This is a genomic window from Paraburkholderia sp. GAS199 (genome assembly GCF_050436585.1).
Taxonomy (GTDB): Bacteria; Pseudomonadota; Gammaproteobacteria; order Burkholderiales; family Burkholderiaceae; genus Paraburkholderia.
Window position 1 is genome coordinate 636,557 of the sequence record NZ_JBNDMM010000001.1, and the last position, 13,015, is coordinate 649,571.

A 13,015-nucleotide genomic window follows, 5' to 3' on the forward strand; every position below is an offset into this window, starting at 1 on the left:
CTGGTTACGCAGAAATCTTAAAGAACCTTGTAGCGGACTCTCTTCATGAATACTTTGATGTCGAAGGAGAAGTCCCGGACCACGAGTTCGGCGACTCCTCGCGATTCGGTTGTCGCGTTGCCTTCCTCGTTGATCCGGGAAGTGGCCGACAGTGGAATGGGGCGTCCTGACGTTTTGCCGTTCTGGTTCGGCGAGTCGGATCGAGTGACGCCGGAATTTATCCGCGAGACAGCAGTGCTTTCGTTGAATAGCGGCGAAACCTTTTATCCTCAGAACCTCGGGAGACCCTACCTGAGGTCGGCGTTGTCAGCGTATTTGACGACACTCCATGGACGTCCGATCGGAGAGGATCGCGTCGCAATCGTAAGCGGCGGCATTTCGGGGCTCATGCTTACGGCGCAAACGATTGTCGACCCAGGCGACAAAGTTGTCGTGATCACGCCGCTCTGGCCGAACATCGCCGAGATCCCGAAAATCCTCGGTGCGCAGGTCACAAGAGTGCCGCTGTCGATTGTAGGCGGCGCATGGAAGCTCGACGTGGCGCGATTGATCGATGCGCTCACGCCCGGCACGCGAATGCTGGTGCTCAATTCGCCCAACAATCCGACGGGCTGGACGATCGAGGAAAGCGACATCGATCCGATTCTGGAACATTGTAGAAACCACGGAATATGGATACTTTCCGATGACGTCTATCAGCGGCTCGCGTACGACGTGTCTGTGTCATGCACGCCGTCGTTCCTGAGTCGCTATCGCGAGGGAGATCGCATCATTTCCGTCAACAGCTTTTCCAAGTCATGGTTGATGACAGGTTTCAGGGTGGGCTGGATCGTTGCGCCGCCTGCTATCGTCAGCGCGATGGCGAAGATGATCGAGTACAACACGTGCTGCATTCTCGAACCTAGTCAAAGAGCCGCCGAGGCCGCATTGCTTCATGGCGAAAGCACAATTCGTTCTCTGCGGTCTGAATTGTGTTCGAACCGGAAAATACTGGTGGATGGATTGCGCGAGCTGCCGGGTATCGAAGTGCCCGACGCAGGCGGGGGCATGTACGCGTTCCTGAAAATATCCGGCGTTGCCGATACAACCCTCGTGGCGAAGCAACTGATCGAGGTATCGGGGCTGGGTCTGGCACCTGGCGCGGCCTTTGGACCGGAAGGGCTAGGCTGGCTGCGATGGTGCCATGCCGTTTCGGAAGAGAAGCTGAGGGAGGGGTTGTTGCGGATGAGCGGGTTTCTTAAGCGGCGGCGCGCTTGACAATTCCAGCAGCCATTGTCAAACGGCTTTCAGCCAGATAAGACAGCTTCTTGCCAGTGCGGTGAAATTACCCACCTTACGCAACTTCCGGTAAGCGGAGTCGATAAAAGCTGGCGCGACGAGCGAGTCTATCGCCGAATCTGAAAGTGCAGTGAAGCAACATCGGTCCGGCAAAGCGCTTTCCAGTATTCGATCGGCCTGCCTGAATCCGAATGCGCACAAGACTCGATGGCGACTAAAGGAGTAGCGGTCGTGACCTCGAGTAATTGCGCATTCTCGGCCGTGGTTGTGACGGCTTCGATCCATCGATCGGCGTTATGGAAATGCAAGCCATATTGACGGCGCAAGACATCGTAGAGCGAGCGCGTTTGCAGCGGTACCTGGTCGAGTCCCGGCACCAGACATTCCGGAATCGAAATCGTCACGAGCATGTGAGGAATGCCTTCGACACTCAGTACTCGGGAGACCTCGATGACGCGAGAATCCGGACCATCGCCCTCGGGCAGACGCAACAGTTCGCGCGCACGGTCGCATGGAAGCGTGCTGACTTGCCGCAAAATTCTCCGGTCAACCGCGCGGTGCTTTTCGAACCATTCGTCCGAGAAGCCGATGATCGATCCGACGAACTCCTGACTCTCGCGACGGCCTGCGACAAAAGCGCCTTTGCCCTGACGTTTATAGATGACATGCTCATAAACGAGCTGGTTCATCGCTTCGCGAACCACGGTGCGCGATACCCCGAAGCGTTGGCACAATTCACTTTCCGATGGCAACGGAGCATTGGCCGGCAGCCGTTCATCCTGAATCAGACTGAGAATCGCGTGTTTGACCCTTGCCCATAACGGTTCACGGGGTGCTGTGACGCTGGACTCGGCGGATGGCTGCAGCATGGCGTCGTCGTCGGATTTCATCGTAGTGGCGCGGTGGTTCGAAGATCATGCGAAGGCTTGTTAAGCACTATCTTAACACCGTGCCTTTCGTTCAATATGGCGGCCGTCCGGGCAATTTCCCCGTCGATTGCGTCCGCATCCCAGTTTAATTCCTCGGCCATCAATTCCGCCAGTTCGTTAAGCGTATCGAGCGTGCAGTGGCCTTCCATCGACAACAAAGTTCGCCTGAGCACGAGATCATCGAGATGAGTCACGCGGTCATGGCGGATCAGGTGCAGCAACTCTCCTTTCCAGTAGCCAGGCGCGGCGCGCGACATTTCGCTCTGGTGGGCTGCGACCGACGACAGCACGCCTTCGGCCGCGCTGCCGTAGCGGTCGCACAGCGTTTGCGCAATCGCCAATGCAACGCTATAACGCTCAGCCCACATTGAGACTCGCGATTTCACCTGCTGTGGTTCGCGCGGCCAATCGCGCGCTCCTCCGATCGGCAAAGATGCGGTGCTGCTCGAGCGCGCGCGGTTCAAGCGACCCAGTATCTCGTCAGCGATCTGCTCGGCGCAGGCTCGATACGTTGTCCATTTTCCGCCGATCAAGGCCAGCACGGGAAAAGGGCGCGCGGGGTTTGCCTCGAATGCGCGCAAGCTGTGATCACGGCTGATCGATCCCGTGACATGTGCGTCCGCATGCGGGAGCGGACGAATGCCGGCGTACTGGAACACAATGTGATTCGCAGACACATCGACATGCGGCAGGATTGATTTGAGCGCATCGAACAGATAACCGACTTCAGCCGACGTGCAGAGATTTTCGTCAGGGTCCTGCACGCCGATATCGGTTGTGCCGAGCAAGACGTTGTCGCCACCCAGTCCATACGCAAGACAGATTCGATGGTCCGGCGTTTCGAAGTAAATCATCCGGTCGGCAAGCTGCGCAGCGAGTGCGGAATGACGCAAGACCAGATGTGACCCACGCGTACCGCCGATCAGCCGGCCGTGAATGCCAATCCTTTGATTGACCCTGTCGACCCACGGACCAGCGGTGTTGATGACCAGCTTTGGCCGTACGTTGATCTTCTCGTTGCTCACCGTATCGCGTAACGTGACCAGGCCACCTTCGCTGCTCTCCAGTGTGAGGTAAGAAATGGCGAGTGAGGCCGGGCAGTCCGATTCCGCATCCGCAATCAATTCGAGTGCGAGACGTTCCGGATGAATCAGGCGCGCATCGTAAAACTGAGCCGCCATCCGCACCGAGCGATCCATAGCCGGCATCAGTTTCTTCAAGTTGCTGCGGCCAATCATGCGGTGGCGAGGCGTAGCCTGATTGCCGCGCCCAAACCAGTCGTACACCATTAAGCCGAGCTTCGTAACGAGCGAGCCTTTTGCACCCGGAGTGCGAGTCCAGCCCATCAAGCGCGCGGGTGCTTTCATCAGACCAGCCCAGTGTTCGCGCAGTGGTACCCACACGACGAGCGGCTTGACGAGATGCGAAGCGTTTTGCAGCAGACGATTACGCTCCACGACGGATTCCCGCACGAGTGCGAACTCGCCTGTCTCCAGATAGCGCAGCCCACCATGTACGAGGCGGGAGGGCGCCGCACTGGTGCCGCTGCAAAAATCGGCCTGATCGATGAGCAGCGCGCCCACGTTTTGCGCAGCAAGATCCCGGTAAAGGCCGATGCCGTTGATGCCGGCTCCGACAATCAACACGTCGATAGAGGGCTGCGTTCGCAACGTCGCAAGGACTGAGGCGCGGGATCTCATCGGTGCTCCTTGGGCATACGACTGTGGAATAGGGTCAACTTGTAATTACAAATAATCCGTATCGCTATGCTAGTTGTCTAGCATTTGGAGCGATACGCAGTGAAAACCCCTATCAGGAGACCTCTGTATTTTCATTGACTTGCCGAAACGAGCATATAGAATCCACTCAAACTAAAGCTTGTAACTACAAGTTGACCCGGAAGGAGACACCTGCAATGACCAGCTATTTACTGGGATTGGATGCCGGCAACACGATGACAAAGGCTGTTCTCTTCGACCTGCAAGGTAAAGAGATCGGCGCGGAAAGAAGACGCAACCCGATCCGGTTTCCGGCTCCGGGCCACACCGAACGCGACGCAGACCGGATGTGGCAGGACTCCGCCGAAGCGATTCGTGCATTACTGCAAGAGACCGGCGTTGAACCCTCGGATATCGCCGCCGTTAGCACGTCCGGTTACGGTGCGGGCTTGTATCTGGTGGACGAACGAGGCAACCCGACGCGTCCCGGCATCATGTCGACGGATTCGCGCGCCAATCACGTGATAGAGGAATGGGTCCGCGACAAGATTGCGCCGGAAAACGAGTTACGTGTACAGCAACGCTTGTGGAGCGGGCAACCGGCCCCGCTGCTTGCCTGGCTGCAGGCGCGTGAACCGGGGCTGTCTCAGCGGACACATCGGATTCTTTTTTGTAAAGACTTTCTGCGCGGCAAGTTGTGCGGTGTCTTTGACACGGATCCCACTGACGCGGGCATTGCAGGTCTGAGCGACGTCACAAAGCAAGCCTACGATCCCGACTTTTTCGCGGCGTTGGGCCTCGAAGGGTGGGTTGGCAAGCTTCCTGAAATTGCACCTAGCACGGCAGTAGCTGGAAAGATCACCGCAACGGCAGCAAGCCTCACCGGTCTGCTCGAAGGAACACCAGTAGTAAGAGGCGTGGTGGACGTTGTCGCGGCGGCGATTGCGTCCGGGATCCGTGCGCCGAGTCAGATGAGTGTCGTGGCAGGTACGTTCAGCATTAATTCGACCTTGCACACATCGCCGCGGATTGACCGTCTGCCGCTGCTGCAGAGTCCTTATCCGGTTGACGGGTTGTATCTGGCAACGGAAGGCTCGCCGACATCCGCCAGCAACTTCGAATGGTATTGCAAGTCGGTGCTGGGGCCGGTGGTCGCTGCCGCGGCCGAGGATTCAGGTCGCACGATCTACGAATCGCTTAGCAGCCGTGTGCAGAGCGCAATGGACCGGCCGAACAACATCCTCTTCCTGCCGTTTCTGTTCGGTGGTCCGAACAGCGCGCCCGCCGGCTTTATCGGGTTGGAAGCCGCACATACTTCGGCGGATATCGTACGGGCAATCTTCGAAGGAATTGCCTTCGCGCATCGTCTGGATATCGAGGCGCTATCGGCCGGACGAGATGTGGCGTCAGTCGAACTCATTCGCCTGACCGGAGGCGCTGCGCGCAGTCAGCCGTGGGCGCAGATTTTCGCAGATGTGCTCGGTTTGCCTGTCGAGATCACGCGATGTAGCGAGCTCGGCGCACTCGGCACGGTCATGGCTTCCGCGGTGGGGATCGGCGAATACGCCAACTGAGATGCTGCGATCGACAATATGGTTCACGTCACGCAACGCATCGAACCGCGGGCGGAGTGGCAAAGCGTCTACGCACGGAAGTTTGCCCGCTTCAAGGACCACGTCAACGCGCTGGCAGCGTTGAATAAAGCTTAGTTCGTTTTTCAGCGACGACGGCGCCGACACAGCAGTGTCGGCCGTACATCGCTAATTTTCTTAAATATATAGGAGTGCAAATGACACATGTCGGCGATCTTCTGGCAAAAATGCTGATGGACTACGGCGTCGAATATGTTTTCGGAATGCCGGGCGGTCAGACTACCGCGTTGCATGACGGCATCTCACGTCTGGCACCAAAGATCCAGCATATTCTGGTGCGCGACGAGCGGTCCGCTCCCTATGCGGCCGATGCGTACGCACGTCTTACTGGCAAACCCGGTGTGTGCGACGTGACCGTTGGACCCGGCGCGACGAAACTGCCTGACGGACTCGTCGAGGCATATAACGCGTCGATTCCGATGATTGCCATCGTCGGCGAATTACCTCTGGACTGGGTGACGCTCCGGCATAAAGGCGTCGCATCGCAAGGCTTCGACCAGCAGGCATTTTTTCAGTCGATCACAAAGGCTACGTTTACGGTACCGAGCGTAGAGGCACTGCCCGATGTCGTGCGTAGCGCTTTTCGTATCGCAACGTCGCCGAGGCCGGGCCCGGTGGTGATCATCGTGCCGCACGACGTGATGGACGCACCGTATCCGGTCGATCTCGCTACGCCGATCGAGTCGCGTTGCATCTATGCACCGTCAGTACGTTACCGACCGCCGCAAGACGATGTGGCACGCGCTGCCGCACTGATCGCGCGAGCCCGCCGCCCGGCGATCATCGCCGGTGGTGGTGTGCATGGCTCCGATGCTTCCGACGCGCTGACTTCATTGACCGATCTGCTACGCCCGCTCGTGGTGACGAGCCTGTCCGGCAAGGGCGCAGTACCCGAATCGCGTCCTTATTGTGCCGGTGTGCTCAACCCTCTCGGATCGGCGGGTGCTATCGAACTGGTCAAGGAAGCGGACCTGCTGATCTGGTGCGGCAGCAAAGCCAGTCAGAACACCGCAATGAACTGGACGTTACCGCTCGCCGGCCAGGCCACCATCACGATCGACGCCGATCCGACCGAGCACGGGCGCACGTTCGAGCCGACCGTGACACTTTGCGGTGACGTTCGCCTCACGGTAGAGGATTTGCATGCAGCGTTGCTCGATGCTGGCGCTGCACCGCAACCCGAATGGCTCGACATCATATCGACCCGAAAGAGCGCGCTGACTGCAAAACTGCATGCCGAATTGACAACCGATACTTCACCGCTCAAGCCGCAACGCGTGATGCACGAGATCGCGGAAAGACTGAAACCAGAGGATGTGGTTATTAGCGATGCAAGCTGGTCCGCCGGATGGATCGCGCAATACATCCCAGCCCAGCAGAACGGTCGGCAATTCATCTACGCGCGCGGCCAGGGTGGTCTTGGATATTCCATACCCGCAGCGATCGGCGCAGGCGCGGTGCAACGTGCGCGCGGCGGATATGTCGTGACCGTGGCGGGCGACGGGGGACATTCATTCTCGATCGGCGAACTGGCGACACTCGCGCAAAATCGCCTGAAGGTGGTCAATGTCGTGCTCAACAACGGCACGCTGGGCTGGTTGCAGATGTGGCAGGAGATCTATTTCGACGCGTTGCGGCAGTCGGTCGATCTGTCCTTCGGCAATAAGCCGGATTTTGCAGCGGCAGCCGATGCAATGGGTTTGCTCGGTCTCAAAGTGAACGCCGCATCGGAGCTTGCCGGAGCGTTCGACGCGGCACTTGCCTACGACGGCCCCAGTGTGATCGAAGTGATCGTCGATTCGCGAGCTACACCGATTCATAGCTTCCGGCGGCGTCTGGCCGACACCAGCGGCAAAGTCGCGGCGCGCCCCGGGACGGTCTACGAACTGCGGCAATGGCGCACGGCAGTGGATCTGAAGCAAGCTGAAGAGTCGCTGGCGTAGCAGCGCGCGAAGCCATCGACGGCGCAACCTTCTTCGACTTCAGTGGAGCTTCCCATGGCTGCAAACAACGCCGTAATGTCGTTCGCGGTGGCGCCGGGCGCGGCATCGGATCATCTGCTTCAGGCCGGTGGTACAGGCCTCGCGAGTTTGACCGAATCGATTGCGATCGATTGTCAGAACGTGTCCAAGCAGTACGACGGAATTCCGGTGCTTCGCAACATAACTGCTTCGTTTCCGGCGGGTGCGGTGACAGTCCTCGCAGGCGAGAACGGCGCGGGAAAATCGACGCTGTTCAGAATCCTGACTGGGCAAATTGCACCCGACGCCGGCGAGATCCGGATCGGCGGTGAGCGTATTACGCACTTCAGTCCGCTGTATGCGCGTGACGCAGGCATTTCGATCATCCCGCAAGAGTTGTTGCCGATTCCAGACATGATGGTCTACGAGAATCTGCTGATCGGTCAGGAGATCCGGGATCGGTATGGATTTCTTAGCCGCAAGCAGATGATCCGCAAGGCGAGAACCTTACTCGAAGATGTCGAGCTCGATGTCGATCCGTGCATGCCGATGCGGCGGCTGAGCATTGCCGCCACACAACTGGTCGAGATCATCAAGGCAACCTCACGTAATGCGCGCATTGTCTTGATGGACGAGCCGACCTCGTCGTTGTCTTCGCGGGAAACGGAGCACCTGTTTCGCGTAATTGAACAGTTGCGCCGCAAACAGACTTGCATTCTGTACACCACACATCGCATGGAAGAGATTGCAACCGTTGCAGATTACGTGGCTGTGCTGCGAGATGGTCAGTTGATCACGCAGGTGCGGGCACGTGAGATTACCGAGCCGCAAATCGTTGCGGCGATGGTGGGACGGGAAATCAGCAATCTTTTTCCAGACTTGCAGTGTGTTTCACCGAACGCGCTCGTCAGACTCAAGGTGGACAAGCTGAGTGTCGCAGGCTATGGCGCCGAGAACAGCTTTTCGCTCGCGGAGGGAGAGATTCTCGGCCTGGGTGGTCTCGTTGGTGCGGGGCGCAGCGAATTGCTGGAGGGGATTTTCGGGTTGCGTGCATCCAGCGGATCGGTCGAACTCGACGGTGTCGAGTTGCCACGCAACAACGTGCGAGCCGCGCTGAAGGGCGGTCTTGCGATGGTGCCGGAGGATCGCAAGTTAGCCGGCATCGTGGTCGAGATGAACGTGCTCGACAACACGACGTTACCGCATATCCGTTGCTTCAGGAATGCACTCGGCCTGCTCAAACGTCGATCACGTCGCCGAGCGGCTGTCGACGCGCTGAAGACGACTGGCGTGCGCTATTCGAGTCTGAATCAGAAGGTCAACCATTTGTCAGGGGGCAACCAGCAGAAGATCGCACTTGCCCGCTGGTTGATCACGAAAGCGCCGCGGGTGCTGTTGCTCGACGAACCCACTCGCGGGATCGACGTGTCCGCTCGTAGTGATTTATACAATCAGATCATCGAACTCGCCAAAAGCGGTGTGAGTGTTCTGCTCGCCTCGTCGGATATGCCGGAACTGCTGAATCTCAGTCATCGGGTACTCGTGTTTCGCGGCGGACAGATCGTCGGCGAATTGCCGAGACATCGACTCGATCAGGAAACCATTCTTCGCCTTGCAATGGGAGGGGCAGATGAACGCTGAAAACGGAACCTTGCAACTGGACAATCACGGTGCGTTCGGTCGCGTAAAGAGCTTTTTTGGTGGTTGGCGGCAGATGCTCGTGCGCTATCTGCTCGTGGTCATCATGCTGGTATTCATGGCGGCCATTTCCTTGTCGAATAGCGAATTCCTGACGTTCTCGAACATGGGCGTGATTCTGTCCCAGGTGTCGACGAATGCGCTACTTGCAACTGGCGCGACCTTTGTCATTCTGACCGGGGGTATCGACCTCTCGGTTGGGAGCATCGTGGGTTTGACGGGTGTCATCGCGGCACTGGTCGCGCAGCAGGACGGAACCGGCTTCACGGCCGCGGCCGTGATCGCGGCGCTGACGGCGGGTGCGGCGATTGGCGCCGTGAATGGGATTCTGATTGCTTTCGGGCGTCTACCGGCCTTCGTTACCACGCTGGGAACGATGACCGTGATGTTAGGCGTCGCATCCGTGATCAGCGACGGGCAACCCATATCGGGTCTGTCGACCTCATTCCTTGGCCTGTCGGGTAGCGTCGGAATACTACAGACGTCCGTGCTGGTCATGATTGTCGTGATCGTCGTTTCGCACATCGTGCTGTCGCGAACCCAGCTTGGCATGCACATCTATGCGGTGGGAGGCAACGCGCAGGCGGCGCGTGTTGCCGGCGTGAAGGTGCGCGTTGTCCAGGCGGGCGTGTATGCCATCAGCGGGCTGCTGGCCGCTGTGAGTGGCGTGTTACTGGCTTCGCGCGTTACGGCGGGCATTCCTACTACTGGCGCGGGTTATGAATTGAACGCGATTGCCGCAGCGGTGATCGGCGGTATCAGTTTGTCCGGCGGCCGCGGCTCGATCAAAGGTACGTGCTTTGGCATCCTGATTATTGGAATCATGGATAACGGCCTGAATATCATGAACGTATCGCCGTTTTATCAAAACATCGTGAAAGGCGGCATCATCATCTGCGCGGTGTTCATCGACGTCATCGTCAATAAGAAGTCTTCGTAGTGGCAGTAGATTCGCCGGCGCGTACAGCATCGGCACATCTAATAAATTGGAGGAGGCAGACATGAACTTCGGAAAGTTGCTTTTTTCGCGACGTAATTCAGCATTGCTGGCCGCAGCGTTGATCACATCAGCGCCGCTTGCTGTACATGCCGACAAGAACAAGCCCGTGATCGGATTCGCCGTCTATGGTATGCCTTCCTGGGTTGCCTGGGGCAAACAGGGAGCGGAAAAAATCGCTGCGGCCAACAACGTCGAACTGTTGTGGGTCAGCGCGAACATGGACGTGAACACGCAAATTTCTCAGATGCAGCAATTCATCAACCGCAAAGTGGATCTGATCATTGTCGGAGCGGTCAATTCCGCAACGCTCGCCCCGCAATTCGAGGCGGCGAAGAAAGCGGGAGTGCCGGTCGTAGGCGTGAATATGGCGATCAACGCGCCTAGCGATGCGCTGCTTGCTTCTTACGTAGGCCCCGACGACGTGGGCGCGGGCTCGCAAGTGGCCAACCAGGTGATCAGTAAGCTGGGAGGGAAGGGCAATGTCGTGATTCTGCAGGGGCCGATCGGGCAGTCCGCCGAAATTGATCGAACCAAGGGTATCAAGGCGGCGCTCGCCAAGGCTCCGGGTATTAAGGTGTTGGCATGGCAACCCGGGAAGTGGGACCGCACTCTGTCGTATAACGTGACTCAGGATTGGTTGTCGCGCTTTGGCGGACAGGTCAACGGCATCATTGCCGAGAACGACGATATGGCGATAGGTGCATCTCAGGCACTCAAGGCAAAGGGACTCGACGGCAAGATTGTCGTTGCGGGCATCGACGGGATCAAGGACGGCATGCGCGAGGTGCAGGGCGGCACGATGGTCGGCACGAGTTTGCAGAATGCCGCGCTCGAAATGGGAGAGGCTGTGCAGGTAGCGGTCGATTATCTGCAAGGAAGGCCTTACCCCAAAAAGGCTCTACTCAACATGATTCCCGTGGACAAGGCGAACGTGTCGAAGTACTACGATCAGTTGTATACAGACCCAGCGGCGTTTCTCGACCGCCTGCCGACGTTGGTCAAGACCAACCTTAAGACTGGCGACTTGACGGCACAATAGTCAAAGGTGAGGGGATTCGGGAGCGGGTTCCGACGCTGGTGGTGTAAGAGCGCAGTCGGACGTGACTTCGGTATGCCATGACTGATGGCACTGGTTGAATTCCTCCAGCAGTCAATTTCTCTGCCGCAGAAAAAGACCCGCTTCCCGCGGGTCTTTTTTTAATTGACGCGACAGCTTCATGACACACAAAAACGCGTCCCAACTGCCCAGCTTCAGCCTTCAATTCACCAACCCATCCCCCACCCACCGCACCCCCAAAACCAGTACCTTCAACCCCCTGCCCGCCTCCCAGCCAACTTTTCAAACGCGTGGCAGAATCCCACGCCTAATCAACGAACAAAGCTGGGGACCACGTGATTCAAAGTATCGCCCGATTTTTTACGCAGGTTGTTCACCGCTACCTGCCCGATCCGCTCATTTTTGCGCTGATTCTCACCGCGATCACGTTTGCGCTGGCACTCGGCCTAACGCCGCAGACGCCAACCGATCTCGTCTATATGTGGGGAAGCGGTTTCTGGAACCTGCTCGCCTTCACCATGCAGATGGCGATGATTCTGGTGACAGGTCATGCGCTTGCCACATCCGGCCCCGTGAAGCGGTTCCTGTCTGCGCTGGGTAGCGTCGCAAAAACGCCGGTGCAGGGGACGATGCTGGTGGCTTTCGTCAGCGCGGCTGCGTGCGCGATCAACTGGGGATTTGGGCTGGTACTCGGCGCGATGTTCGCGCGAGAGGTGGCGCGCCGTGTCAAAGGCGTCGACTACAGGCTGCTCGTCGCCGCTGCCTACATGGGTTTTCTGACGTGGCATGGCGGTTTGTCCGGCTCGGTTCCGCTCGTCGCGGCGACCAAGGGCAATCCGATGGAAAAGGTCATCGGCCTGATTCCGGTCTCGCAGACACTCTTCACCGGCTACAACGCGTTCGTCACGATCGCGTTGATCGTGCTGCTGCCGTTGCTGGTGCGCGCGATGATGCCGAAACCCGAAGACGTCGTTGCGATCGACCCGGCACTCCTCGTCGACGAACCCGTCGCCGTGCGCAAAATCACGCCGCAATCGACGGCTGCCGAGCGCATTGAAGAAAGCCGCATTCTGTCGGTGCTGGTGGCGCTGCTTATCGTTGCCTATCTCGTGGTCCGCTTCACGAAGAAGGGCTTCAGCCTCGATATCGACACCGTGAATATCGTGTTCCTCGCAGCCGGCATTTTGCTGCACGGAACGCCGATGGCCTACGCACGCGCCGTTGCCAATGCAGCGCGCGGCACAGCGGGCATCATGATCCAGTTCCCGTTCTACGCCGGCATACAGGCAACGATGGACCATTCGGGGCTGGCGGGTGTGATTACCAACTGGTTTATCGAAATCGCGAATGTCCACACGTTCCCGCTGCTTGCTTTCCTGAGTTCGGCGGTCATCAATTTTGCGGTGCCAAGCGGCGGCGGTCACTGGGTGGTGCAAGGCCCGTTCGTCATGCCCGCTGCGAAAGCCATTGGCGCGGATCTCGGTAAATCGGCCATGGCCATTGCCTACGGTGAAGCGTGGACCAACATGGCGCAGCCGTTCTGGGCGCTTCCCGCATTGGCCATCGCCGGGCTCGGCGTGCGCGACATCATGGGTTACTGCGTGACCGCGCTGCTTTTCTCGGGCGTGGTGTTCGTCGCCGGACTTTATCTTTTCTAAGCAGCAGACGCGGCATCGCGCTCATCCGCAAGCTGCGATGAGTGCGCCATATAGAGCGGGAAAC

At 58.4% G+C, this 13,015-nt stretch carries 9 protein-coding genes; 7 read left to right on the top strand and 2 right to left on the bottom strand.

All coding sequences use genetic code 11. The features are described 5' to 3' along the window. The first annotated feature begins 45 nt into the window (after positions 1-45). On the top strand, positions 46-1,257 hold the full coding sequence (locus P3T18_RS02760; protein WP_429298375.1) for a pyridoxal phosphate-dependent aminotransferase: 1,212 nt from the start codon (positions 46-48) through the stop codon (positions 1,255-1,257). Positions 1,258-1,385: 128 nt separating this feature from the next. Here the strand turns inward: P3T18_RS02760 and P3T18_RS02765 are convergent, their stop codons facing one another. Together P3T18_RS02765 and P3T18_RS02770 are read right to left on the bottom strand one after the other, a co-directional pair. Further along, entirely contained in the window at positions 1,386-2,168 is a 783-nt protein-coding gene (locus P3T18_RS02765; protein ID WP_429298376.1) for a GntR family transcriptional regulator, read from the bottom strand. Then, positions 2,165-3,907 carry an FAD-dependent oxidoreductase gene (locus P3T18_RS02770; protein WP_429298377.1) on the bottom strand — a complete coding sequence of 581 codons (1,743 nt, stop codon included), beginning with the start codon at positions 3,905-3,907 and terminating at the stop codon, positions 2,165-2,167. The genes P3T18_RS02765 and P3T18_RS02770 overlap by 4 nt, the downstream gene beginning before the upstream one ends. Positions 3,908-4,122: 215 nt before the next feature. Here P3T18_RS02770 and P3T18_RS02775 point away from each other — a divergent pair, with 215 nt between their 5' ends. The 6 genes from P3T18_RS02775 to P3T18_RS02800 all read left to right on the top strand — a co-directional run bounded on the left by P3T18_RS02775 (position 4,123) and on the right by P3T18_RS02800 (position 12,951). Further along, on the top strand, positions 4,123-5,499 hold the full coding sequence (locus tag P3T18_RS02775; RefSeq protein ID WP_429298378.1) for an FGGY-family carbohydrate kinase: 1,377 nt from the start codon (positions 4,123-4,125) through the stop codon (positions 5,497-5,499). Positions 5,500-5,714: 215 nt separating this feature from the next. Then, positions 5,715-7,520 (top strand): thiamine pyrophosphate-binding protein, encoded by a 1,806-nt coding sequence (locus tag P3T18_RS02780; RefSeq protein ID WP_429298379.1) that lies wholly within the window; start codon positions 5,715-5,717, stop codon positions 7,518-7,520. Positions 7,521-7,574: 54 nt separating this feature from the next. Further along, the gene (locus tag P3T18_RS02785) at positions 7,575-9,179 is read left to right on the top strand and encodes a sugar ABC transporter ATP-binding protein (protein WP_429298380.1); all 1,605 of its coding nucleotides are present in this window, start codon (positions 7,575-7,577) and stop codon (positions 9,177-9,179) included. Then, positions 9,169-10,176, top strand: coding sequence for an ABC transporter permease (locus tag P3T18_RS02790; protein WP_429298381.1), 1,008 nt, complete (start codon positions 9,169-9,171; stop codon positions 10,174-10,176). The genes P3T18_RS02785 and P3T18_RS02790 overlap by 11 nt, the downstream gene beginning before the upstream one ends. Positions 10,177-10,237: 61 nt before the next feature. Further along, positions 10,238-11,275 carry a substrate-binding domain-containing protein gene (locus P3T18_RS02795; protein ID WP_429298382.1) on the top strand — a complete coding sequence of 346 codons (1,038 nt, stop codon included), beginning with the start codon at positions 10,238-10,240 and terminating at the stop codon, positions 11,273-11,275. Between the two features lie 353 nt (positions 11,276-11,628). Continuing rightward, the gene (locus tag P3T18_RS02800; protein WP_429298383.1) at positions 11,629-12,951 is read left to right on the top strand and encodes a TIGR00366 family protein; all 1,323 of its coding nucleotides are present in this window, start codon (positions 11,629-11,631) and stop codon (positions 12,949-12,951) included. Positions 12,952-13,015: the final 64 nt, after the last annotated feature.

Coding starts and splice junctions, on each gene's coding strand:
- P3T18_RS02760 (WP_429298375.1), top strand. CDS start 46: ATGAATACTTTGATGTCGAAGGAGAAGTCCCGGACCACGAGTTCGGCG.
- P3T18_RS02765 (WP_429298376.1), bottom strand. CDS start 2,168: ATGAAATCCGACGACGACGCCATGCTGCAGCCATCCGCCGAGTCCAGC.
- P3T18_RS02770 (WP_429298377.1), bottom strand. CDS start 3,907: ATGAGATCCCGCGCCTCAGTCCTTGCGACGTTGCGAACGCAGCCCTCT.
- P3T18_RS02775 (WP_429298378.1), top strand. CDS start 4,123: ATGACCAGCTATTTACTGGGATTGGATGCCGGCAACACGATGACAAAG.
- P3T18_RS02780 (WP_429298379.1), top strand. CDS start 5,715: ATGACACATGTCGGCGATCTTCTGGCAAAAATGCTGATGGACTACGGC.
- P3T18_RS02785 (WP_429298380.1), top strand. CDS start 7,575: ATGGCTGCAAACAACGCCGTAATGTCGTTCGCGGTGGCGCCGGGCGCG.
- P3T18_RS02790 (WP_429298381.1), top strand. CDS start 9,169: ATGAACGCTGAAAACGGAACCTTGCAACTGGACAATCACGGTGCGTTC.
- P3T18_RS02795 (WP_429298382.1), top strand. CDS start 10,238: ATGAACTTCGGAAAGTTGCTTTTTTCGCGACGTAATTCAGCATTGCTG.